The 22123-nt window shown below is 73.6% G+C and carries 20 protein-coding genes; 10 read left to right on the top strand and 10 right to left on the bottom strand.

The features are described from left to right. The first annotated feature begins 78 nt into the window (after positions 1-78). The gene (locus ACFY6U_RS25930; protein WP_390041917.1) at positions 79-525 is read left to right on the top strand and encodes a hypothetical protein; all 447 of its coding nucleotides are present in this window, start codon (positions 79-81) and stop codon (positions 523-525) included. A 66-nt stretch (positions 526-591) separates the two neighbouring features. Here ACFY6U_RS25930 and ACFY6U_RS25925 read toward each other — a convergent pair whose 3' ends face one another. Both ACFY6U_RS25925 and ACFY6U_RS25920 read right to left on the bottom strand, forming a co-directional pair. Then, positions 592-1596: an expansin EXLX1 family cellulose-binding protein gene (locus tag ACFY6U_RS25925; RefSeq protein WP_390041915.1), complete on the bottom strand. Its 1005-nt coding sequence runs from the start codon at positions 1594-1596 to the stop codon at positions 592-594. A 139-nt stretch (positions 1597-1735) separates the two neighbouring features. Further along, positions 1736-2905: an acetyl-CoA acetyltransferase gene (locus tag ACFY6U_RS25920; protein ID WP_390041913.1), complete on the bottom strand. Its 1170-nt coding sequence runs from the start codon at positions 2903-2905 to the stop codon at positions 1736-1738. A gap of 99 nt (positions 2906-3004) precedes the next feature. Between ACFY6U_RS25920 and ACFY6U_RS25915 the strand changes: the two genes are divergently transcribed. From ACFY6U_RS25915 to ACFY6U_RS25905, 3 genes are all read left to right on the top strand, one after another. Next, the gene (locus tag ACFY6U_RS25915) at positions 3005-4192 is read left to right on the top strand and encodes an acyl-CoA dehydrogenase family protein (RefSeq protein WP_390041911.1); all 1188 of its coding nucleotides are present in this window, start codon (positions 3005-3007) and stop codon (positions 4190-4192) included. Then, positions 4189-4653, top strand: coding sequence for a nitroreductase family deazaflavin-dependent oxidoreductase (locus tag ACFY6U_RS25910; protein ID WP_390041909.1), 465 nt, complete (start codon positions 4189-4191; stop codon positions 4651-4653). Before ACFY6U_RS25915 ends, ACFY6U_RS25910 begins: the two co-directional genes overlap by 4 nt. A gap of 324 nt (positions 4654-4977) precedes the next feature. Further along, positions 4978-6612, top strand: coding sequence for a tannase/feruloyl esterase family alpha/beta hydrolase (locus ACFY6U_RS25905; protein ID WP_390041907.1), 1635 nt, complete (start codon positions 4978-4980; stop codon positions 6610-6612). 23 nt (positions 6613-6635) lie between these two features. On the opposite strand, the gene ACFY6U_RS25900 is transcribed toward ACFY6U_RS25905, so the two are convergent. Then, complete coding sequence (locus ACFY6U_RS25900; protein WP_390041905.1) at positions 6636-7250, bottom strand: LysE family translocator; 615 nt, start codon at positions 7248-7250, stop codon at positions 6636-6638. Positions 7251-7334: 84 nt separating this feature from the next. Here ACFY6U_RS25900 and ACFY6U_RS25895 point away from each other — a divergent pair, with 84 nt between their 5' ends. Beyond that, positions 7335-7787, top strand: coding sequence for an Lrp/AsnC family transcriptional regulator (locus ACFY6U_RS25895; RefSeq protein WP_390041903.1), 453 nt, complete (start codon positions 7335-7337; stop codon positions 7785-7787). A 66-nt stretch (positions 7788-7853) separates the two neighbouring features. Here ACFY6U_RS25895 and ACFY6U_RS25890 read toward each other — a convergent pair whose 3' ends face one another. Continuing rightward, complete coding sequence (locus tag ACFY6U_RS25890; RefSeq protein ID WP_390041901.1) at positions 7854-8501, bottom strand: TetR family transcriptional regulator; 648 nt, start codon at positions 8499-8501, stop codon at positions 7854-7856. A 122-nt stretch (positions 8502-8623) separates the two neighbouring features. Between ACFY6U_RS25890 and ACFY6U_RS25885 the strand changes: the two genes are divergently transcribed. Together ACFY6U_RS25885 and ACFY6U_RS25880 are read left to right on the top strand one after the other, a co-directional pair. Beyond that, a complete protein-coding gene (locus tag ACFY6U_RS25885; RefSeq protein WP_390041900.1) occupies positions 8624-9346 on the top strand; it encodes a VOC family protein in 723 nt (240 codons plus the stop codon). 199 nt (positions 9347-9545) lie between these two features. Beyond that, positions 9546-11894, top strand: a complete 2349-nt coding sequence (locus ACFY6U_RS25880) for a PQQ-binding-like beta-propeller repeat protein (protein WP_390041898.1) — start codon at positions 9546-9548, stop codon at positions 11892-11894. Positions 11895-12181: 287 nt separating this feature from the next. On the opposite strand, the gene ACFY6U_RS25875 is transcribed toward ACFY6U_RS25880, so the two are convergent. The 3 genes from ACFY6U_RS25875 to ACFY6U_RS25865 are packed head-to-tail and all read right to left on the bottom strand — an operon-like array spanning position 12182 to position 14530. Next, positions 12182-12955: an enoyl-CoA hydratase/isomerase family protein gene (locus ACFY6U_RS25875; RefSeq protein ID WP_390041896.1), complete on the bottom strand. Its 774-nt coding sequence runs from the start codon at positions 12953-12955 to the stop codon at positions 12182-12184. Then, complete coding sequence (locus ACFY6U_RS25870; protein WP_351484130.1) at positions 12952-13365, bottom strand: OB-fold domain-containing protein; 414 nt, start codon at positions 13363-13365, stop codon at positions 12952-12954. The genes ACFY6U_RS25875 and ACFY6U_RS25870 overlap by 4 nt, the downstream gene beginning before the upstream one ends. Position 13366: 1 nt before the next feature. Beyond that, on the bottom strand, positions 13367-14530 hold the full coding sequence (locus ACFY6U_RS25865) for a lipid-transfer protein (protein WP_390041894.1): 1164 nt from the start codon (positions 14528-14530) through the stop codon (positions 13367-13369). A 108-nt stretch (positions 14531-14638) separates the two neighbouring features. Here ACFY6U_RS25865 and ACFY6U_RS25860 point away from each other — a divergent pair, with 108 nt between their 5' ends. Next, a complete protein-coding gene (locus ACFY6U_RS25860) occupies positions 14639-16195 on the top strand; it encodes a FadD3 family acyl-CoA ligase (RefSeq protein WP_390042425.1) in 1557 nt (518 codons plus the stop codon). Between the two features lie 84 nt (positions 16196-16279). Here ACFY6U_RS25860 and ACFY6U_RS25855 read toward each other — a convergent pair whose 3' ends face one another. The 3 genes from ACFY6U_RS25855 to ACFY6U_RS25845 form a co-directional block, all read right to left on the bottom strand. Further along, positions 16280-16477: a hypothetical protein gene (locus tag ACFY6U_RS25855; protein WP_390041892.1), complete on the bottom strand. Its 198-nt coding sequence runs from the start codon at positions 16475-16477 to the stop codon at positions 16280-16282. A gap of 248 nt (positions 16478-16725) precedes the next feature. After that, complete coding sequence (locus ACFY6U_RS25850) at positions 16726-19677, bottom strand: BTAD domain-containing putative transcriptional regulator (protein WP_390041890.1); 2952 nt, start codon at positions 19675-19677, stop codon at positions 16726-16728. Between the two features lie 113 nt (positions 19678-19790). Beyond that, entirely contained in the window at positions 19791-19922 is a 132-nt protein-coding gene (locus ACFY6U_RS25845) for a hypothetical protein (RefSeq protein WP_390041888.1), read from the bottom strand. 44 nt (positions 19923-19966) lie between these two features. Here ACFY6U_RS25845 and ACFY6U_RS25840 point away from each other — a divergent pair, with 44 nt between their 5' ends. Beyond that, on the top strand, positions 19967-21202 hold the full coding sequence (locus ACFY6U_RS25840; RefSeq protein ID WP_390041886.1) for an amidohydrolase family protein: 1236 nt from the start codon (positions 19967-19969) through the stop codon (positions 21200-21202). Next, positions 21199-22122 (top strand): LLM class F420-dependent oxidoreductase, encoded by a 924-nt coding sequence (locus tag ACFY6U_RS25835; protein WP_390041884.1) that lies wholly within the window; start codon positions 21199-21201, stop codon positions 22120-22122. The genes ACFY6U_RS25840 and ACFY6U_RS25835 overlap by 4 nt, the downstream gene beginning before the upstream one ends. Position 22123: the final 1 nt, after the last annotated feature.

Raw genomic sequence — 22123 nt, 5'->3', positions numbered from 1 at the left:
GGGCCTCGCGGCCAAACCCCGGAGCACAACCGGGCGAACCGCTGCGAACACCTGTGCCCCGGCCCCACACTGTCCGGCATGAGGGGACCGAAGACCGTGAAAGTGGCCGTACGCCACCTAAACGGCGATGCCGGACGGCGCAGGACACGGGCCGTCACCTGGGCCGCCCGCGACTTTCGGCTGGTGCGGCCGGCCGAGGGGCGGGACCGGGTCGAGCTGGAGTGTCCCGTCTGTACGGCGGCCGTCCTCGCCGAGGTCGCCGACCACGCGCGCACCCGGCGGGTGCGGAACGGGTGGGCGGCGGTTTCGGGGTTCTCCCTGCTCGTCTCCGTCGCCGCCCTCGGCTATGCGGTCCACGAGGGCGGCAGGGCGCTGCCGGCCCTCTTCTCGGCCAGCGTGCTCGTCGCGGTCGTCGGGCTCGTCATGACGCCCACGGCGTGGGTGCGCAGCCGCCACCACATCGGCGTCGCACTCCTCGACGGACCCGAACCCAGGCGGGGCCACCGCATCGTGCCGGCCCGCTAGACGCTTCGCTGGACGGGTCGCCGGGGGGCGGGTCGTCGGTCGGGTGCTGCGCCCCTTCGGGGCGCTTCAGTGGCGGGTGAACTGGACCCCGGTTCGTTGGACCACGTCCGGGCGTACGGCGAGGGCCGGGACGGTGAGTTGTTCGCCGTAGATGTCGGTGAGGCGGATCTCGCCGCCGCAGCCGGTGCCCTGTTCGGAGAGGAAGTAGTTGTAGGCGGTGCGGGTCAGCGCCAGCCAGCCGCCGCCGGTGCGGACCTCCAGGCGGGCCAGCGGGTTGCGGTGGCCGATCGCCTGGATGCCGCACCAGTACTGGGTGGAACCGGTCTTGTAGCGGATCGAGACGGTGTCGGAGGTGGCCGGGCTCAGCAGGCTCCAGGTGATCGCGATCCGGCCCGCCGACAGCGGGGCCAGCTTCGCGAACGCCTGGTGGCTGAGGTCGAGTTGGCCGACCGCGCAGGGTGCCGGGCACTCGTTGGTGATCCGTACGGTGATGGCCGTACCGCTCGCCGCGCGGACGGACACGTACGCGCCGCAGGCCTTCGCCGTCTCGTAGTCCGCGGTGTTCATGGCCGCGGTCATCACGTCGGAGGTCGGGCCGTAGGAGCAGGCGCCGTCGCCGTTGCCGACGTCGTAGGAGGTGGCGACGCCCTGGTAGGTGGTGCCGGGGCGGATCCGGCCGGCCGCGGGGGCCGTGGTGGTGGCGGAGGAGGCACCGGTTGCCGAGCGCCGGGCCGGGGCGGCGGACGGGGCCGCCGGTGCGGACGCGGATGCCGTCGGGGTGGTGTGCCCGCTCGGCGTGGGGGTCGGCGTGGGTGTCGCGGACGGTTTCCGCGACGGGGCCTTCGGGGTCGCCGCCGCGCTCGTCACGGCGTCCGACGCGGCTCCGGAGACCGCCCGGTCCTGCCCGGTGGCGTCGGCTGCGGCGCCGGGGCGGAAGGCCACGACCAGGGTCACGACCAGGGCGACGGCGGCGACGGCGGCCACCGCGAGCAACGGGCCGCGGACCGGGCGCCATGCGAAGTCCCGGTCCGGCTTCGGCTGCGCGCGGCGGCGATGTGAGGAGGAGGCCACGGAGGGATCCTTACGCGATTCGGCGGTGCACGTCCTTCGAACATCGAAGCTTCCGGTATGACAGTTGCCACCGGGGCGGAAGAGGTTGCCGCCGTCGCGCGAAAAGTTGCCGCCGACCGGAGAGGGACCGCCTTCGCGGCTATCCCCGCCCCAGGACCGCCGTTCCCGACGAGCAGAACCAGCCCCCCGTCCCCGACGCCACCCCCAGCTCCGGCAGCCCCCCGTCCGCCCGCCGCACCTGCCGGTCCCCGGCCTCGCCGCGCAGCTGCCGTACCGCCTCCACCAGGAGGAACAGCCCGCGCATCCCGGGGTGTTGGGCCGACAGGCCGCCGCCGTCCGTGTTCACCGGGAGCTCCCCGCCCGCGACCCGCAGCCGTCCCTTCTCCACGAACGCCCCGCCCTCGCCCTTCGCACAGAAGCCGAGGTCCTCCAGGGTGACGAGGGTCATGTAGGTGAACGCGTCGTAGATCTCGGCGAAATCGATGTCGGCGGGCGTCACCCCGGCTCGCCGGAAAGCGAGTTGACCGCTCGTCGCCGCCGGGGACACCGTGAAGTCCTCCCATTCCGACATCGTGGCGTGGGAGAGGCACTCGCCCGTGCCGAGGACCCACACCGGGGCGGTCCGGCAGTCCTGTACGTACTCCTCGGCCGCCAGCAGGACCGCCGCGCCGCCGTCCGAGCGGATGCAGCAGTGCAGTTTGGTGAACGGGTCGGCGATCATCGGGCCGGACAGGACCTCGTCGACGGTGATCGGGGTGCGGAACATCGCGTCCGGGTTCAGTGCCGCGTTGGCCCGTGCCTGCACCGCGACCTCGGCCAACTGCTCGATGGTGGTGCCGTGTTCGATCATGTGGCGGCGGGCGGCCATCGCGTACTTGGCGATGAGGGTGTGGCCGTAGGGGACCTCGAACTGCAGGGGGCCGCGGGCGCCGAAGGACAGGTTCCCGGTGCGCCGCCCCGCCCGGATGTCGGCGCGGGCCGTCGAGCCGTACACCAGCAGGACCGCGTTGGCGTGGCCCGCGGCGATCGCGTCGGCCGCGTGGGCCGCCATGACCTCCCAGGTCGAGCCGCCGACGGAGGTGGAGTCGGCCCAGGTGGGGCGCAGGCCCAGGTACTCGGCCACCTCCACGGGCGCCAGGGTGCCCAGCCCCGCCGAGGCGAAGCCGTCCACCGACTCCCGGGCGAGGCCCGCGTCGGCCAGCGCGCGCCGGGCCGCCTGGGCGTGCAGGGCGTAGGGGGTGGCCTCGTCCACCCGGCCGCAGTCGGAAAGGGCCACACCGACCACGGCGACCTTGCGGGGTCCAGTCATGAATCTGACGGTACATCAGATAGGCTGGACCCCGCCCCTGTGCATCTGCATCCGACGCCCCTAGCATGACGGGCCGTCAGATCGTCAGGAGGTACGGTCATGGACGCCCGCTTCACCGACGAGCAGGACGAGATCCGGCGCGCCCTGCGTGAACTGCTCCACAAGCGCTGCGGTACGGAGGACGTGCGGGCCGCCGTCGACAGGCCGGAGGGGTACGACCCCGGCCTGTGGACCGCCCTCGGCGAACAGCTCGGCCTGCCCGGCCTCGCCCTCCCCGAGGCGTACGGCGGCGCCGGTTGCACGCGCACGGAAGTCGCCCTCGCCGCGGAGGAGCTGGGGCGGGCCCTGGCCCCCACCCCGTTCCTCGCCACCGCCGTCCTCGGCGCCCCGCTGCTGCTCGCCCTCGGCACCGACGCCCAGCGCGCCGAACTGCTCCCGAGGATCGCCGACGGCGGCCTCACCGCCGCCCTCGCCGTCCCCGGCACCCGGCTCGGCACCGCCCTCGCGCTCACCGGGCCGGGCGGCGCCGACTGGGCCGGCGGCGGGCGGGCCGGGGGCGTCCAGGCGCGGCGCACGGGGGACCGGTGGCGGCTGTACGGGGAGGCCGACCAGGTGCTGGACGGGCACGGCGCCGGGTTGCTGCTCGTCCCCGCGCACACCGGCGGGTACGCCCGCTCGCGCGTCCTCCTCTTCCTGGTGGCGGGCGACGCGGCCGGGGTCGTACGGACCCGGCGGACCAGTCTCGACGCCACCCGCGGCCAGGGCCGGGTACAACTGCGCGATGTGGAGGCCGAGTTGCTGGGCCCCGACGAGGAGACAGACGTCCGGGCCGCCCTCGCCGACCTCGGCGACTTCGTGGCCGCGGTGCTCGCGGCCGAGGCCGTGGGAGCCGCGGACCGGGCGCTGGAGCGGACCGTGGAGTACGTGAAGCAGCGGGAGCAGTTCGGGCGGGCGATCGGGTCCTTCCAGGCGGTCAAGCACCGGCTGGCCGACGTGTACGTGGCGGTGCGGGCGGCCCGGTCGGCGGCCTACTATGCGGCCTGGGCGACCGTCCACGGGGAACCGGTGGGCGGGCTGGCGCTCGCCCAGGCGCTGGAGGCGCTGCGGACCGCCGCCGGGGAGGGGATCCAGCTGCACGGCGGGATCGGGTTCACCTGGGAGCACGAGGCGCACCTGTACTTCAAGCGGGCCGCCGGGGACGAGCTGCTGTTCGGGCCGGGCCACCGGCTGCGCGCGCACGCGGCCGACTCGGCCGGGCTGTTCGAGCGCGCGGAGGTGGCGGTGTGATCGGCGAACGGCTGGTACAGAGGGTGTCCGCCACCCGGGGGTTCGCCAAGGTGGCCCCGCACGTGGTCCCGGCCCTGGACCGGGCCGTGCACCGGCTCAGCCGGGGCCGGGTGCTGCTCAGCGCCCAGATGCTGCCCGGGGTGATCCTCACCTCCACCGGCGCACGCAGCGGCCGGCCCCGCCGTACGCCGCTGGCGTGCATGCCCGAGGGCGAAGGCTGGCTCCTCGTCGGCTCCAACTTCGGCCGCACCGGCCATCCCGCCTGGACGTACAACCTCCTCCACCATCCCGACGCCGAGATCAGCTGGAAGGGCCGCGACATCCCGGTCACCGCGCGCCTGCTGGAGGGGGCGGAACGGGCGGACGCCTGGCACCGGCTCCTGGTGTTCTGGCCGCCGTACGCCGCCTACCAGGAGCGGGTGGACCGGGAGATCCGTATCTTCCGCCTGACCCGGAGGTAAAGCGCTCCGCGGCTGTGCCGCGATCCCCCGTCTGCCGTCCGCGGCGCCGTCGTGGCCGGTCGCGCAGTTCCTCCCCCAGCCTTCGGCCGGGGGTACCCCCAGCGCCCCTAAAGGGGCGCGCACTGCAGCGCCCCCTGCTTTCAGGGGCGCGGGGAACTGCGCGAGGAGCCCCCACGCACCCGCGGCCGAGGGACTCCCCCCCCGTGCCGTACGGCCGTCGGTGTTCACGTCGGCCGTTCCGCGGAGCGGCACCCGCGCTCCGCCGTCGGGCGGCCGGAGGCTGGGATGACGCGTTGCGCATTCCCGACCCCGAAAGGCCGACGAATGAACACACGTGATCCGCTCGCGTCCCTGCGGCCGGCGGCCTGCCTCGTGGCCGCCGTGACGGTGGCGGTGTCCGCGCTCGCCGTGCAGCCGGCCGGCGCCGAGGCCGGCCCCCGCTGTGCCGGCCTCGCGCGGACGGTGCTCGCGCACTCCCACGTCAAGAGCATCAGCTCCGAGCTCGTGCCCGCCACCGCGACGCTCCCGGCCTACTGCCAGGTCGACCTCGTACCCACCCGGGCGATCAACGTCCGCGTCACCCTCCCGCTCAGCACCGCCGACGCCGGAGCGGGCGGCACCTACACGGGCGCCTGGAACGGCCGGGTCCTGAACGTCGGCGGCGGCGGGTACGGCGGTGACCTCGGCGACCTCGGCGTGCCGGTCCGGCGCGGCGAGGTCGGTTCGGTCACCGACACCGGCCACAGCTCCGCCTGGTGCGACGCGACCGATCCGAGGACCGGCGAGGCCAACGCACAGCCCGGCTGCGGCGAGGCCGGCGGCGGCTTCGTGCTGTCCCCCTCGGGCGAGCTGAACACCCCGCAGGTCGACGACTTCATCGACCGCAGCCTGCACGAGCAGACGGTCTGGGCGCTCTCCCTCGCGAAGAGCTACTACGGCCGGGCCGCGCAGCGGAACTACTGGGTCGGCGGCTCCACCGGCGGCCGGCAGGGCTGGGAGATGGCCCAGAAGTACGGCGACGAGTACGACGGCTTCCTGCTCGGCTACCCGGCGGTCAACTGGAACCGGTTCATCATCGGCGAGGCCTGGCCCGCGGTCGTCGTCAACGAACTCCTCGGCCCCGGCGGCCTGTCACCCGCAAAGAGCGACGCCGCGAACGCCGCCGCCGTCGCCGCCTGCGACCCCGAGGACGGCGTCACCGACGGGGTCGTCGCCGACCCCCGCCGCTGCGCCTTCGACGCCCGCGAGGTCACGGGACTCACCGCCCGGGAGGCCGAGGCCGTCGACCTCATCTGGGACGGCCCGCGCGACGCCCACGGCAACTGGCTGTGGGGCGGCATCACCCGGGGCACCACCTTCTCGGTCCTGCTGCCCGGCGGGAACACCATGAGCCCGTTGATCGAGACCTACCTCCGCAACTGGCTGGAGCAGGATCCGGCCTACGACTGGCGCAGGAACCTGACCATGGAGAACTTCCCGCGGTTCTTCGAGGCGTCGTACCGCAAGTTCGAGAAGACCGCCGCCACCGACAGCACCGACCTGTCCAAGGTCCGGAAGAACAACGGCAAGATCCTCTCCTACACGGGGACGAACGACCCCCTGATCCTGCCGTTCAACTCCTACAACTACCAGCAGCGCCTGTACGACCGTTACGGCGTCCGGGGCACCCGCTCCTTCGTCCGCACCTTCTACTTCCCGGGCGTCGGCCACACCGAGCCGGACCTCACCGGCACCACCGACGCGCGGTCGCGGCTCCTGGACGCCCTGGAGGCGTGGACCGAGCACGGCCGCGCCCCCGAGTCCTTCGGCCAGAAGGACCCCGGCACCGGCACCGAACGCACCGTCTGCGCATACCCGGACACCGCCACCGCCCCCGGCGCGGGCGCCCCCTGCACGACCAGGACGAGCGTGCCCGCCGACCTGGCCGCCCAGTCGACCACCGCACTGGACCGCCGCTGACGAACCGGGGAGCGGCTGAGCGCTCAGAACAGCCGCTCCCCCAGCAGCAGCGCCCCGATGCCCAGCATCGCCGCCCCCGAGGTCCGGGTCACCGCGCGGGCGGCCCGGGGGCGGGCGGACAGCAGGGCGCGGGAGAGGGCGCCGACCGCCAGGTAGACGGCCGCGCAGGCGGCCATGTGCAGGGCGCCGAGCACGGCGGTCTGGGCGGCCACGGGGAGGTGGGCGCCCGTCGTGACCAGGAACCGGGGGAGTACCGAGAGGTAGAGCAGCAGCGCCTTCGGGTTCAGGCCGCTGATCGCGGCGCCCCGCCAGAAGCCCTGCGGCCCGTCCGCCGCCTCCTCCTCCGCCTCCTGCGGGACCATCGGGCGGCGCAGCACGCCCCAGCCCAGCCACAGCAGGTATCCGGTGCCTGCCACGGTCAGGGCCGTGAGCAGCTGCGGCGACCGGGCGACCAGCACCGCGAGCCCCGCGACCGCCGGCGCGGTGTGCAGCGCGTACCCGGCGACCAGGCCCGCCACCGCGCGCGGCACCGAGCGGCCGCGCACCCCGGCGGCGATCACGTACGCCCAGTCGGCGCCCGGCACGCACACCAGCAGCAGGTCGACGGCGAGGAAGGAGAGGAGGCGTCCGGTGTCCATGGAAAGGGACATGAGAGTGTGACAGGCTCGAAAGAGTTCCCAAAATTTGCTCGGGAGTGCCGGTTTGGGGGGAGAATCTTGCTCATGGACGACGTGGATCGGAAAATCCTTGCCGAGCTTCAGCAGGACGGGCGGCTGACCGTGACCGAGCTGGCCGGGCGGGTGCGGCTGAGCGTCTCGCCGTGCCACCGGCGGCTGCGCGAGCTGGAGCGGGCGGGGGCGATCAGCGGGTACCGGGCGGTGGTGGACCCGGCCGCCGTGGGGCTGACCTTCGAGGCGCTGGTCTTCGTGTCCATGCGGCAGGAAGACCGGGACACGGTCGCCGACTTCGAGCGGGCGCTCGTGGAGATCCCCCATGTGCTGGACGCACAGCGGCTGTTCGGCGAGCCCGACTACCTGCTGCGGGTGGCCACCGCCGACCTCGCCGCCTTCCAGCGGCTCTACGACGAGCGGCTCGCGACCCTGCCGGGCGTGCAGCGCCTCACCTCGACGCTGGTGATGAAGCACGTGGTGCGGGACCGGCCGTTGCCGGCGTAGGACGACAGGCGGTGGTTCACCGCTGCACGTGAACCACCGCCTGCCAGACAGGACCCGGGGCGCGGGCTACTTCGTGGGCTTCTTCCCGGTCACGCCCAGATGCACCAACAGCGCGAGGTTCGGCTTGAGTTCGGCCTGCTTCACGCCCCAGGTCTGGAAACCCTTCTGGTGCGCGGCGACGGCCGCGAGCATGGCGACCAGCGAACCGGCCACGGCGGCCGGGTTCACGTCCTTGTCGACCCTGCCCTTGGACTGCAACTCCGCGATGGAGTCGGTCAGGGAGTTGTTCACCGAGTTCAGGATCTTCATACGGATCTTGTAGAACCGTTTGTCCCCCTCGGCCGCCCCGAGGTCGACCACGCGCAGGATCGCGTCGTTCTTGCGCCAGAACTCCAGGAAACCGTCGACGAGTTCCTGTGCGGTCGCCCAGCCGGCCTTGCCGACCCAGGAGCGTCCGGCCAGCAGCTCGGTCAACTGACCGCCCTCCGTGGCCATGTGCTCGGCGATCTCCAGGACGGCGCCCTCGACGTCCGGGAAGTACTGGTAGAAGGTCGCGGGCGAAGTGCCCGCTTTCCGGGCGACATCGATGACCTTGACGTCCCGGTAAGGGGAGGAGCTGAGCATCTCGCTGAGGCAGTCGAGCAGCTTCTGCCGGGTCGCCTGCCCACGCCGGCCGGCCACGCGGCCGTCGACGGTACGCACTTGTCCTGTCATGCCGTCAGCTTACCGAGGGGTGATCGGAGCGCGATTCGGCCGACTGCAAATGGGGTGCACGGGTGTATAGGGGCCGGTGCGGCTGGTCTGCGCGCTGCGGGCCGGGCGGTTACTTTGACGACATGGCCGAAAACAGGGCATCCGGATACGCGGAGGGCGTCCCCTGCTGGGTGGACGTGCAGCTCCCCGACGTCGAGGCGGGCAAGCGGTTCTACGGCGGGCTCTTCGGGTGGACCTTCGAGGACGCCGGTCCGCAGGCCGTGTGGGCCCGGCTGGGCGGCGCCGCCGTCGCCAGGCTGGCACGGAAGCGGGACGGCCGGATGCCCACCGTCTGGACGGTGTACTTCGCGGCCCCCGACATCCGGGACCTCGCCCGCCGGATCGTCGCCGCCGGCGGCCAGATCGTCAACGACCCCGTGCCCGTCCGCGACCTCGGCACCGCCGCCCTGGCCGCCGACCCCACGGGCGCGGTCTTCGGCCTCTGGCAGGCCGCGGCACACCCCGGCTTCGGCGTCCGGCACGCCCCCGGCACCTTCGCCTGGGCGCAGCTCTACACCAACGACATCGAGGCGGCGAACACCTTCTACGGCCGCCTCTTCACCGGCGCGCTCTTCGGCACCGGCGCCGCCCCGGACTTCGGCCGCGCCCCGGTGACCGAGGTGTTCGCGGCCGGGATGCCCTCCCAGTTCGTCGTCCACTTCCGCACCGGGCACGTGGCGGCCGCGGCCGGGGCCGTGCAGCAGCTGGGCGGCCGGGTCCAGGCGCCGCCCTTCGAGACGTCGTACGGAAAAGTGGCCGTCGTGACCGACAATCAGGGGGCGTTCTTCGCGCTGCTGGAACGCTGAGGCCGGAAACGGGCGGCTCTTGGCGGACAAATGTCTCACTTTGTCATGAGACACCCCGATTGGTCGCCGGGTTCGCAACCTGTGCCCGGGCCAGGAAGAATCGGGGTGCGTGCCGCCATGGCGGTGCGGTGGTGAGACGCTGCACGGGGTCGCGTACATATGTGGGTGGACGGGGCCCGTACGGGGAGGTGGCAGGCAAGTGGTGGATCAGCTGACGCAGCACGATCCGCGGCGGATCGGGCCGTTCGAGGTGCTGGGACGGCTGGGGGCCGGCGGCATGGGGCTGGTCTATCTGGCGCGCTCGGCGTCCGGGCGGCGCGTGGCGATCAAGACGGTACGGACCGAGCTCGCCGAGGACCAGCTGTTCCGGGTCCGCTTCACCCGCGAGGTGGAGGCGGCCCGCGCGGTCTCCGGCTTCTACACGGCGGCCGTCGTCGACGCCGACCCGCGCGCCGCGGTGCCGTGGCTCGCGACCGCGTACGTGCCGGCGCCCTCCCTCGAGGAGATAGTGAACGACTGCGGGCCGCTCCCGGCCCAGGCGGTCCGCTGGCTCGCCGCGGGCGTCGCCGAGGCGCTCCAGTCGATCCACGGCGCCGGACTGGTCCACCGCGATCTCAAGCCGTCCAACGTCCTCGTGGTCGAGGACGGCCCCCGGGTGATCGACTTCGGCATCGCCTCCGGCGTCTCGAACACCCGGCTGACGATGACGAACGTCGCGGTCGGTACCCCCGCCTACATGTCCCCGGAGCAGGCCAAGGACTCCCGCAGCGTCACCGGCGCGAGCGACGTCTTCTCCCTCGGCTCCATGCTCGTCTTCGCCGCCACCGGCCACCCGCCCTTCCACGGCGCCAACCCGGTCGAGACCGTCTTCATGCTGCTCCGCGAGGGCCCGGACCTCGAAGGCCTCCCGGACGAACTGCGCCCCCTCATCGAGTCCTGCATGCAGATGGAGGCCACCGCCCGCCCCAACCCGGCCGACCTCCAGGCCCAGCTCGCCCCCCACCTGTTCGGCTCCGGCTCCGACGACAGCGGTACGGCGTCCGCCTGGCTGCCCGAGAAGGCGGTCGGGCTGATCGAGTCCCGCCGCGGCGGCCGCCCGGCCGTGAAACCCTCCGCCGGCCCGGCCGGCGCCCGCAGCGCCGGCCGCCTCGCGGTCCCGCCGCCGCCCTCCTACGACCCCGTGGTCCCGGCCCCGGTCCCCGTCGGCGCCCCCGGCCCCGACACCGGGCCGGTCCGCCTCGCCGGCGCCCCGGTGCCGATCGGCCCCGGGCCGCGGGTCGCCGACGCCCGTGCCGCCGCCGTGAAGGCCCCTCCGCCCGAGGCCGGCCTGGTGGCCAGCTGGTCCCGCCCGCACCCCGGCGTCAACGGCGCCGACCCCGCCGTACCGGCGGCCCCGGCCCTGCCCCCGGAGACGGCCTCCGGCTGGCGGCCCTGGCGGTTCCGGATGTCCAACGACGTCTGGGGCACCCCGGCCGTCGACGGCGACCTCGTCTACGTCACCTCCTTCGAGGTGCACGCCCTCGACGTGGCCACCGGCCGCCGCCGCTTCAAGACGCGGGACGTCGCCTGGTCCATGGCGGTCGCGGACGGCCGTATCCACGCCTCCGACGGCCCCACCCTGTTCGCGCTGGAGGCCCGGGAGGGCGGCGACCTGTGGCGGCTGTCCACGGACGCCTGGGTGTACTCGCTCAAGGCCGACCGCGGCACCCTCGTCACCGGCACCCGGGGCGGCGGCGTCCAGGCCTGGGAGGCCTCCAGCGGGCAGAAGCTCTGGGAGCTGTCCGGCGCCCAGACCGACTTCGAGGCCCCCGAGTCCGGCCCCTCCCTGCACGACGGCACGGTGTACGTCTGGCAGGACGCGCGCCTGCGGGCGCTGGACGCGCGTACCGGCGACGAACGCTGGTCCTACCCCATCGGCGACGCGGCCTCCTGCGGCGGCGTCCCGGTCCGTCTCACCCACGCCGACGACGGCTTCGTGTACGCCTCCGCGGGCACCCGCGTCATCGCCCTCGACACCGCGAGCGGCCGCGTCCGCTGGCACTTCGAGGCGCCGGCCGTCTTCCTCTCCCCGCCCGCCCACGTCCCCGGGCCCGCCGTCACCGGGGGCGGCATCTACCTCGCGGACTACCTCGGCACCGTGTACGCCCTCGACGCCACCGACGGCCGCGACCGCTGGCGCATCGCGACGGAGGCCCGCGCCTCGATCGAGCCGGTCCTCGTCGCCGCCGGCCACGTCCACGTCGGCAGCGGCAAGGGGCTGTACACCCTGGACGCGGTCACCGGCACCCCCAAGTGGCGCTTCCAGGCGGGCGGCGACGTCGTGGGCGCGCCGGCGGTGGCCGAGGGCCGCATCCACTTCGGTTCGACGGACCACCTGTTGTACACGCTGAAGGCCGACGACGGCCGGCTGCGGTGGAAGCTCGCCACCGGCGGGGAGATCACCGGGTCGCCGGTGGTGCGGGACGGGGTCGTGTACGCGTGCAGCAAGGACCGGTGCGTGTACGCCCTGGACGCCGAGAAGGGGACGGGGACGGCCCGCACCGCGTGAGCGCAGCGGGGGCGCGCGTCGTAGGGCCACTGCGGCGCCGTGGGGGCTGATCGCGCAGTCCCCCGCGCCCCTGAAAACAGGGGCGCTGCATCAGCGCCCCCTGAGGGGGGCGGGGAACTGCGCGACAAGCCCCCACGTACATGCAGCCGCTCCCCCGGTCGAACCCGGGACGGCCGTCGCGCCAGTAGTCGCACGGAAGGGCTGCGCACGGCGGCCGTCGCTCGGGGTGGGAGTCGGCTCCCGCAGCGAACGTTACGCCCGAGTGCCGGACGCCGCCACGCGGCGGTTCAGCGGGTGCGCGGCGCCGTACGCGCCCGGTTGCCGAACAGCTCCGCCTGCCGCTCGTCCGGCAGGTTGCCCAGCGTGATCAGGTGCGGGGCCTGGGCCCACCCCCGCTCCCGGTCCGCCCCCTTCGCCGCCCACAGCGCCCGCACGCTGCCCTGCACCCCCTCCGTCGGATACCCGGCGATCACGGTCGCGCACCGCACGGCCGCCGCCAACGCCTCCCCGGCGGCCGTCACTTCGGACACCAGCCCCACCTCGTACGCCCTGCGCACCCCCACCCGCTCGGCGTTGCCCATGAGCACCATCCGGGCCACCTCCCCGTACGGCATCCGCTGCGCCATCAGCACCGACTCGTACGCGCTGACCATGCCGTAGGAGGTGTGCGGGTCGAAGAAGGCCGCGGTCTCGTCGGCGACGACGAAGTCGCACTCGCCGAGGAGGTAGAAGGCACCTCCGCAGGCCATCCCGGCCACCGCGGCGATCACCGGCTTCCACAGGTCGTTCGACTTCGGCCCGACGGCGATCAGCGGATCGTCCTGGCTGTACGGCGAGGACGGCTGCGGCACGACGGCGTCCCGGTCGAGCCCGGTGCTGAAGGCGCGCCCGCCGGCCCCGGTGAGCACGACGGCCCGTACGGCGTCGTCGAAGCGCAACACCCGCCAGGTGGCCGAGAGTTCACCGGCCGTCGCGAGGTCGATGGCGTTGAGCCGCTCGGGCCGGTCGAGGGTGACGACGGCGACCCCGCTCTCCTTGTCCGCCTCCAGCCGCAGGCTCACGGCCGCTCCAGGACCCACTGCGGCAGACCGTCCGCGAAGACCGCCTGCACCCGGGCGCCGATCCGGATCCGGTCCAGGGGCAGGGAGTCGAGCGGCGCCCCTGCTGCGCTCACCACGTTGCCCACCATCCGTACCCGGGGCGCGTCGTCGAGCTCCACGACCACCACGTTGTACGGCGCCTGGGCCGCGTACTCCGGCAGCAGCGGCGGGTGCGGGACGACGTACGACCAGATCCGGCCCCGCCCGCTCGTCGGCCGCCACTCGCTCGCGAAGGACTGGCAGTGCGGGCAGCAGGGGCGGGGCGGGAAGCGGGGTTCGCCGCAGTCGGCGCAGGCCTGGACGCGGAGTTCGCCGCGGGCCGCGTACTCCCAGAAGGGCGCGCCGTCGGTGTCGGTGACCGGTCGCAGCATCTCAGCTCCGGTTGGTGAGGAGGAGGGCGGAGGTGGGGACGCCCTCGCCGGCGGTGACCAGGCAGGTGGCGGCGTCCGGCACCTGGGCGGTACTGGTGCCGCGCAGCTGTTTGACGCCCTCGGTGATGAGGTTGAAGCCGTGGACGTAGGCCTCGGAGAGCCCGCCGCCCCCGGTGTTGACGGGCAGCCGGCCGCCGATCTCCAGGGCGCCCTGCTCGGTGAACGCCCCGCCCTCCCCTCTCCCGCAGAAGCCGTAGCCCTCCAGGGAGAGCGGGATCAGGGCGGTGAAGGCGTCGTAGATCTGGGCGACGTCGACGTCGTCGGGGGTGAGGTCGGCGTGCTTCCACAGATGGCGGGCGGCGGTCCAGGCGGGGCCGGTGAGGGGGTCGTCGTTCCAGTAGTTGACCATGCCGTGGTGCTGGGCGGGGAGGCCCTGGGCGGCCGAGTGGATGTAGACGGGCCTGCGCCGGCAGTCCCTGGCCCGCTCCCTGCTCACCACCACACAGGCCAGCGCGCCGTCCGTCTCCAGGCAGTTGTCGAAGAGGCAGAGGGGCTCGCTGATCCACCGCGAGGTCATGTACATCTCGCGGGTGAGGGGGCGGTCGTACATGACGGCGGCCGGGTTCTGGTTGGCGCGGTTGCGGCAGGCGAGGGCCACGTTGAAGAGGTGGTCGCGGGTCGCGCCGTACTCGTGCATGTAGCGGCGGGTGAGCATGGCTATCTCGTCGGCGGGCCGGAGCAGCCCGGAGGGCCGGGTCCACTGGGCGGGGGTCGGGAGCTGGACGGTGGTGTTGGTCCAGGGCCGGGGGCCGGAGCCTCGCTTCCGCGACCGCCATGCCACGCCCACGCTCGCCTGCCCACTGGCTATCGCGGCGGCGAGGTGCGCGACCGTGGCGCAGGAGCCGCCCCCGCCGTATCCCACCTTGCTGAAGAAGGTCAGGTCGCCGAAGCCGACCGACTTGGCCAGCTCCACCTCGTCGGTCTCCTCCATGGTGAAGGAGGCGAGGGCGTCGACCTCGCCCGGTGCGATGCCGGCGTCGTCGAGGGCGGCGAGGACGGCCCGGCAGGCGAGGGTCTTCTCGTCCTCGTCGAGGCGTTTGGCGAAGGGGGTCTGCCCGATCCCGACGATGGCGGTGGCGTCCTTGACGCCTCTGAGACCGGCCATGTGCCCGTACCTCCACGGCTGTCGGGGTTTGCTGACAGGTCGTCAGGCTACAGCTAATCTGACGGTCAGTCAGCTATGCGTCCGGGGAGGCCGGTTGTGCGCGGTGACATGGAGTGGGAGACCGTGCCGGGTCTGGTGCGGTCGGCGGCGGAGCGGTACGCGGACGTGGAGGCGGTGGTGGACGGCCGCACCCGGATCTCGTACGCCGAACTGGGCGCCCGGGTGGAACGGGCGGCGGCCGCCTGCCTGGCCGCCGGCGTCGAGGCGGGCGACCGCGTCGGGATCTGGGCCCCGAACTCCCTGGACTGGATCGTCGCGGCGCTGGGCGCGGTGTCGGCCGGCGGGGTCCTGGTCCCGCTGAACACCCGCTTCAAGGGCGCGGAGGCGGCGGACGTGCTGCGCAGGAGCGGGGCGCGGCTGCTGTTCGTGACGGGGACGTTCCTGGGCACGTCGTACGTGGCGTCGCTGCGGAGGGCGGCGGGCGAGGGCGGCGGGAGCGGCCCCCTTCCGGGGCTGCCGTCCCTCCGGGACGTGGTGGTGCTGTCGGAGGACGCACCCGTCGGCTTCCGCACCTGGAAGGACTTCCTGGCGGCGGGCGAGGGGGTCGGCGCCGGTGAAGTCGCGTCCCGTTCGGCCGGGTTGGACGGATCCTGCCTCTCCGACATCATCTTCACGTCCGGTACGACCGGCCGTCCCAAGGGTGCGATGATCACCCACGCCCAGACCCTGCGGGCGTACGAGATCTGGGCGGACCTGGCGGGCCTGCGCACCGGCGACCGCTACCTGATCGTCAACCCCTTCTTCCACACCTTCGGCTACAAGGCCGGGGTGATCGCGTGCCTGATGCGCGGGGCGACGATGATCCCGCAGCCGGTCTTCGACGTGGCGACGGTCCTGGCCAACGTGGCGGCGGAGCGGGTGTCCGTGCTGCCCGGCCCGCCGACCCTCCACCAGTCCCTCCTCGACCACCCCGCGCGGGACGCGCACGACCTCTCCGCCCTGCGCCTGGTGGTGACGGGAGCGGCCGTCGTACCCCTGCTCCTCGTCGAACAGCTGCGCGGCGAACTCGGCGTCGAGACGGTCCTGACCGCCTACGGCCTCTCCGAGGCGAGCGGGATCGTCACCATGTGCCGCCGGGGCGACGACCCGACGGTGATCGCGTCGACGTCGGGGCGTGCGATACCCGGCACCGAGGTGCGGGTGGACGAGACCGGGGAGGTGCTGGTCCGCGGCTTCAACGTCATGCGCGGCTACTTCGAGGACCCGGCGGCCACCGCCGAGACGCTGACGGCGGACGGCTGGCTGCGCACCGGCGACGTCGGCGTCCTGGACCCGGCCGGCAACCTCCGCATCACCGACCGCCTGAAGGACATGTTCATCGTCGGCGGCTTCAACGCCTACCCGGCGGAGATAGAGCAACTGCTGGGCCTGCACCCGGAGGTGGCGGACGTGGCGGTGATCGGCGTACCGGACGGGCGGCTCGGCGAGGTCGGCAAGGCGTTCGTGGTGCGGCGGGCGGGGGCCGTACTGACGGCCGACGACCTGATCGCCTGGGCGCGCCGCGAGATGGCGAACTACAAGGTGCCGCGGACGGTGGAGTTCGTGGCGGAACTGCCGCGGAACGCGAGCGGGAAGGTGGTGAAGGGGGAGCTGCGGGCCGGTTAGGCGGGCGGCTGCCCGGACACACCCCGGCCGCGACGGCTCCCCCTCCGCGCCGCCGCGGCCGATCCCCGTCCCGATGTGGTCCTGTCAGGCGGTCTCGCCCGTGGCGTGGATGTTGTCGGCGTGGACGGTTCCCGTGCCGGCCTCCACCACCTCCTCGTCCGCCTTGAACGGGTTCCCCGTCGCCAGCGGCTCGCTCGTCGCGTGGATGTTGTCCGTGGTGACGGTCGTCTCGTCCTCGGTGCCCGTCGCGTGGATGTTGTCGGTGCTGTTGCCGTCGCTCATGTTCACTGCCTCCCCTGACAGTTCGGTGCCCTGAAATAGACCGCCCGTCCGGCGGTTCCCCCGAGATCCGCCGGACAGGCGTCGTGACCGCTCACCGTAGTGCAACGGTCCAGGTCGTCCCGTCTGCCCCCCGACGCGGCGGAACGACACCACGAGAGTGACGGACGGCGATAAACGAACGATGAACGTCCGCGCGGCCGTGTCCGCCCGTCCGGCCGCCGGGGCCCGGGCGGCGGGGCCGGTCCGGGTTACGCCATCGCGAGCGGCTGGAGGAGGGCACGGACCTGGTCCGCCTCCGGGGCGCCGAGCGCCTCGAACAGGTCCAGTGCCTCGCGCCAGCAGACCTGGGCCCGGCCGGGCTGCGCGATGCCGCTCAGCGCCTGCCCGAGGACGACCAGCACGTTGGCCCGCCGCCAGTCACCGCCGATGCCACGCAGCACGGTCAGCGCGGCCTCGGCGCTGGAGGCTGCCTGCCCCGGATGCCCGGCGGCCAGATCGACCTCGGCGAGCCGGAACAGCGACATGCCCTCCCACAGGCGCTGGCGGCTGTCCCGGAACACCTCCAGAGCCTCCTGCAGCCGGGCGGTCGCCTCGGTGAGCGCACCGTGCTTGGTCAGGGCGAGGCCGAGGGCGTAGCGGCCGTTGGCGCCCTTCAGGGCGTGCCCCATGGCGTCGTACATCTCCGTGCCCTGCCGGGCCAGCGTCACCGCGCTCTCGGTGCGCCCGGTGGCCAGGTGGACACGGGACAGGTTGCACAGGGCACTCGCCTCGCCGGGGCGGTCGTCGCAGGCGCGGAAGTTCTCGATCGCCTGGTTGAGGTGGGCCTCGCCGTCGTCGTGGCGGCTCTGGTAGACCGCGATCACTCCGAGGATGTTGGACGACCAGCAGCTCGCCAGCGGGTCGACGGACGCGGTGGTCAGCTCCCGGGCCCGGCCGGCCTCCTCGTCGGCCAGGTCGAACCGGCCGGTGACGCTGTGCGCGTAGGCCAGGGTGATCAGGGCCCGGGCCTCGGCGCGCGGGTCCTCGGCGCGGCGCGCCGCCGTGCACAGGGACGCCGCGACACCGGCGTACTCCTTGGAGTTGGTGCCGGACTCGGCCAGGTCCACGGCGGCCCACAGCACGTCGACGGCGCGCGCGAGGAGCCCGGAGCCCGCCGACTGCCGTACGCACGCCAGCAGGGACACCGCCTCCGCGTACAGCCAGTCCTGCGCGCGGTGTCGGTCCGCGAAGACCAGACCGGGGCGCAGGGGGGTGGCCAGGTGGTCCACCAACCGGTCGCCGGGCCGCTCCAGGGCGTAGACCCCGGCGGCCGTCGCCAGGTAGAAGTCCAGCAGCCGGGAGAGCGCCGCGGCCCGTTCGCTGGGCGGCCACTCGTCCCGCTCCGCGCACGCACGCGCGTAGAGGCGGACGAGATCGTGGTAGCGGTAGCGGCCGGGAGCCGCGGACTCCAGGAGCGAGGTGTCGACGAGGGCCTCCAGGAGGTCCTCGGTGTCCTCCTGGGAGAGGTCCAGCATCGCGGCGGCCGCGGCCAGCGAGATGTCCGGCCCGTCGGCCAGGCCGAGGAGGCGGAAGGCGCGCGCCTGGGCCGGGTCCAGGGCGCCGTAGCCCAGTTCGAAGGTCGCCTTCACCGCCAGGTCTCCGGCCTGGAGCTCGTCCAGGCGGCGGCGTTCGTCGGCGAGCTTGGCCGCGAGCACGGAGACCGTCCAGGTGCGGCGGCCCGCCAGCCGGGAGGCCGCGATGCGGATCGCCAGCGGGAGGAAGCCGCAGGCCGCGACCACGTCCAGGGCGGCCTCGCGCTCGGCGGCCACCCGCTCCGCACCGACGATCTTCGTGAACAGCTGCAACGCCTCGTCCGGGGACATCACGTCCAGGTCCACCAGGTGGGCACCCGCCAGGTCGACCATCCGCACCCTGGACGTCACCAGCGCCGCGCAGCCCTCCGTGCCCGGCAGCAGCGGCCGTACCTGCGCCGCGTCCCGCGCGTTGTCCAGCAGGACCAGCACCCGCCGTCCGTCCAGCACGGACCGGTACAGCGCCGCCCGCTCCTCCAGCGAGTCCGGGATCGCGGAGTCGGCCGTGCCCAGGGCGCGCAGGAAGGCGCCGAGCACCGTCTCCGGTTCCGCGGCCCGGGTGCCCGCGCCCTGCAGATCGACGTACAACTGCCCGTCAGGGAAGGCCGACCGGGCCTGGTGGGCCACATGGACGGCGAGGGTCGTCTTGCCGACGCCTCCGATGCCCGCCAGCGCCGATACGGCCATCACCCGGCCCTCCGCCGACGCCAGCACCTCGCTCAGCTCGGTGACGAAGGCGGAGCGGCCGGTGAAGTCGGGGACCGTCGCCGGGAGCTGGGCGGGACGGACGAGGACGGACGGGGTTTCCGGAGCGGGGGAGGAGGGCTCGGCCAGGGCCGGGTCGGCCTGGAGGATCCGCTGCTGGAGGTCGCGCAGGCCCGAGCGCGGGTCGACGCCGAGTTCCTCGGCGAGCAGGCGGCGGGTGTCCGCGTACACCGCGAGGGCCTCCGCCTGCCGGCCGCTGCGGTACAGGGCGAGCATGAGGAGTTCGCGGAGGCGTTCGCGCAGGGGGTGGGCCGCGGTGAGTGCCGTCAGCTCCGAGACGGCCTCCGCGTGGCAGCCCAGCTCCAGGTCCATGTCCAGGCGGGATTCGAGGAGTTGGAGCCGCCACTCCTCCAGCCGGGTGCGCTGGGCGTCGGCGTACGGGCCCGGCACCCCGGCCAGTGGTTCTCCGTCCCACAGGGCGAGCGTCCGGTTCAGCGCCTCCCGGGCCTGCCCCAGGTCCCCGGCGCCGCGCGCCTTCTCGGCCACCGCAGCCAGGTCCTGCGCCGCCGCCACGTCCAGGGCGCCCTCGCCCAGCCCGCGCACCGCGTAGCCGCCGGACTCGCTGACCAGGACCCCGGGGTCCAGGATCTTGCGCAGCCGGGACGCGTACGTGCGCACCGCCGCCAGCGCCTGCGACGGCGGCTCGGGGCCCCACAGCGCGTCGATCAGCTCCGCCGCGGTCGCCGTCCGGCCCTCGCGCAGCAACAGGGCCGCAAGCAGGGCGCGTTGCTGCGGGGAGCCGGTGTTGAGCGGCTCCCCGGCGCGCCAGGCGCGCACCGGACCGAGCACACTGAAGCGCAACGCCGCGGCCTCCGCCGAGGAGGAGGCGCGCCGCTGCTCCGGCACCCGCGGTCCACCGTCCATGCCCGTCCCCCTAGACATCCCGCTTCACCCCGTCAGTCTGCCTTGTCCGGGCGGGTTGCGTCAGCCTGGGGAGACGCCGATCACAGGGCGACACGCGGTGGTCCACACGGCCTTCACACGGCGACGGCCGCCGCCAGCAGGCCCGACTCCTGGCGGAACGTTTCCGCGGGTCGGTCGGCGTCCTCCGTGCCGGGTTCGGCGAACGCGGAGACCGAGTGCGCCGCACCGGCCTGACGAACCGTCACCCCCATAGCTGACGGTTCGTCAGATCGGCGCTACCGTGAGCGCCATGGACACCCAGGACGGCACCTTTCCGCTGATCATCTCCGTCGACGACCACACCGTGGAGCCGCCGGACGTCTGGCAGTCCCGCCTCCCGAAGAAGTACCTGGACGTCGGCCCGCGCATCGTCCGGGCCCCGCTGAAGGACATGAGCTTCCTCGGCGGCCGGTTCAAGCCGGTCATGGGCAGGCCGGGCGAGGACGGCCCCATCGGCGACTGGTGGATCTACGAGGACCTGCACCGCCCCCTCACCCGCCTCGACACCGCCGTCGGCTACTCCCGTGACGAGATCAAGCTCGAAGTGATCACGTACGAGCAGATGCGGGCGGGGTCGTACGACGTGCCGCAGCGGCTCGCCGACATGGACGTCAACCACGTCCAGTCCGCGCTCTGCTTCCCGACCTTCCCCCGCTTCTGCGGGCAGACCTTCACCGAGGCCGGGGACCGCGAGCTGGCCCTGCTCTGTGTCCAGGCCTACAACGACTGGATGGTGGAGGAGTGGTGCGGCCCGCAGGCCCAGGGGCGGCTCATCCCGCTCATCCTCATCCCCCTGTGGGACGCCGGGCTGGCGGCGCGCGAAGTCCGCCGCAACGCGGCCCGCGGCGTCCGCGCCGTCGCCTTCTCCGAGATACCCCCGCACCTCGGGCTGCCCTCCGTCCACACCGACGACTGGGACCCCTTCCTGGCCGCCTGCGACGAGACCGGCACGGTCGTCGCCATGCACATCGGCTCCAGCAGCCGGATGCCCTCCACCTCGGCCGACGCGCCGCCCGCCGTCGGCTCCACCATCACCTTCGCCAACTGCTGCTTCTCGATGGTCGACTGGCTGATGAGCGGCAAGTTCGAGCGCTTCCCGAACCTGAAGGTGATGTACGCCGAGGGCCAGATCGGCTGGATCCCCTACATCCTGGAGCGCGCCGACGTCGTGTGGGAGGAGAACCGGGGCTGGGGCGGAGTCGCCGACAAGGTGCACCGGCCGCCGTCCGAGCTCTTCGCCGAGCACGTCTACGGCTGCTTCTTCGACGACGCCTTCGGCCTGAAGAACCTCGACGCCATCGGTCTGGGCAACGTGCTCTACGAGACCGACTACCCGCACTCCGACTCCACCTGGCCGAAGTCGAGGGAGGTCGGCGAGTCCCAGATGGGCCACCTGGCCGGCGACGTGGTCGAGCGGATCGTCCGCGGGAACGCGATCGAGCTGCTGGGGCTGACGGCGGACGGCCTCTGGGGCGGTCCCCGGTGACCCTCGACCACGGCATCCAGCTCCCGGTCCAGTCCCAGTCCACGATCTACGCCGAGGGCTGGGAGGCCGGGGCGGGCGCCGCGGACCTGGTCGAGATCGCGCGGGCCGTCGACCGGGCCGGCTTCGCCTACCTCGCCGTCTGCGACCACGTGGCGATTCCGCACCGGCTGGCCGAGGCCATGAGCACGGTCTGGTACGACCCGGTGGCGACCCTCGCCCACCTGGCCGCGGTGACCGAACGGGTCCGGCTGCTCAGCCACGTCGCCGTCGTCGGGCTGCGCCACCCGCTCCTCTCCGCCAAGCAGTACGCGACCCTCGACCACCTCTCCGGCGGCCGCCTGGTCCTCGGTGTCGGCGCCGGGCACGTGCGGGAGGAGTTCGAGGTGCTGGGGGTGGAGTTCGGGCAGCGCGGGGCCGTGCTGGACGAGGCGATCGACGCGTTGCGGGCGGCTCTGGGGGCGGACGAGTTCCCCGCCCATCACGGGAAGTTCTACGACTTCGAAGGGCTCGGGCAGCGGCCCCGGCCCGCGCAGCAACGGGTGCCGGTCTGGGTCGGCGGGTCGTCGCCGGCCGCGGTACGGCGGGCCGCGCTCAAGGGGGACGGCTGGCTGCCGCAGGGCGACCCGCGCGACCGGCTCCCGGCCCAGATCGAACGGCTGCTGCGGCTGCGCGCGGAGGCGGGCGTCGAGGAGCCGATCACGGTCGGCGCGATCACCGAGCCGCTGTACGTCGGCACGCCCGGCTGGGAGGTCGGCCGCCGCACCCTCAGCGGTGCCCCGGCGGCCCTCGCCGAGTCGCTGCGGGCGTACGGCGCGATGGGCGTGCACCAGATCCAGGTGCGGTTCCGCAGCCGGAGCCGGGCCGAACTCATCGACCAGATCGAGGCGTTCGGGGCGGACGTCGCGCCCCTTCTGACCTGAG

Source organism: Streptomyces sp. NPDC013157 (assembly GCF_042899865.1).
Classification (GTDB): domain Bacteria; phylum Actinomycetota; class Actinomycetes; order Streptomycetales; family Streptomycetaceae; genus Streptomyces.
This window is presented reverse-complemented; position numbering and strand designations above follow the sequence as displayed.

What these genes read in the sequence shown, in the direction of transcription:
- ACFY6U_RS25850 (WP_390041890.1), bottom strand. Translation starts at nt 19,677, where the DNA reads ATGGACGGTGGACCGCGGGTGCCGGAGCAGCGGCGCGCCTCCTCCTCG.
- ACFY6U_RS25900 (WP_390041905.1), bottom strand. Translation starts at nt 7,250, where the DNA reads ATGGACACCGGACGCCTCCTCTCCTTCCTCGCCGTCGACCTGCTGCTG.
- ACFY6U_RS25855 (WP_390041892.1), bottom strand. Translation starts at nt 16,477, where the DNA reads ATGAGCGACGGCAACAGCACCGACAACATCCACGCGACGGGCACCGAG.
- ACFY6U_RS25890 (WP_390041901.1), bottom strand. Translation starts at nt 8,501, where the DNA reads ATGACAGGACAAGTGCGTACCGTCGACGGCCGCGTGGCCGGCCGGCGT.
- ACFY6U_RS25885 (WP_390041900.1), top strand. Translation starts at nt 8,624, where the DNA reads ATGGCCGAAAACAGGGCATCCGGATACGCGGAGGGCGTCCCCTGCTGG.
- ACFY6U_RS25870 (WP_351484130.1), bottom strand. Translation starts at nt 13,365, where the DNA reads ATGCTGCGACCGGTCACCGACACCGACGGCGCGCCCTTCTGGGAGTAC.
- ACFY6U_RS25930 (WP_390041917.1), top strand. Translation starts at nt 79, where the DNA reads ATGAGGGGACCGAAGACCGTGAAAGTGGCCGTACGCCACCTAAACGGC.
- ACFY6U_RS25920 (WP_390041913.1), bottom strand. Translation starts at nt 2,905, where the DNA reads ATGACTGGACCCCGCAAGGTCGCCGTGGTCGGTGTGGCCCTTTCCGAC.
- ACFY6U_RS25915 (WP_390041911.1), top strand. Translation starts at nt 3,005, where the DNA reads ATGGACGCCCGCTTCACCGACGAGCAGGACGAGATCCGGCGCGCCCTG.
- ACFY6U_RS25905 (WP_390041907.1), top strand. Translation starts at nt 4,978, where the DNA reads ATGAACACACGTGATCCGCTCGCGTCCCTGCGGCCGGCGGCCTGCCTC.
- ACFY6U_RS25865 (WP_390041894.1), bottom strand. Translation starts at nt 14,530, where the DNA reads ATGGCCGGTCTCAGAGGCGTCAAGGACGCCACCGCCATCGTCGGGATC.
- ACFY6U_RS25860 (WP_390042425.1), top strand. Translation starts at nt 14,639, where the DNA reads ATGGAGTGGGAGACCGTGCCGGGTCTGGTGCGGTCGGCGGCGGAGCGG.
- ACFY6U_RS25840 (WP_390041886.1), top strand. Translation starts at nt 19,967, where the DNA reads ATGGACACCCAGGACGGCACCTTTCCGCTGATCATCTCCGTCGACGAC.
- ACFY6U_RS25895 (WP_390041903.1), top strand. Translation starts at nt 7,335, where the DNA reads ATGGACGACGTGGATCGGAAAATCCTTGCCGAGCTTCAGCAGGACGGG.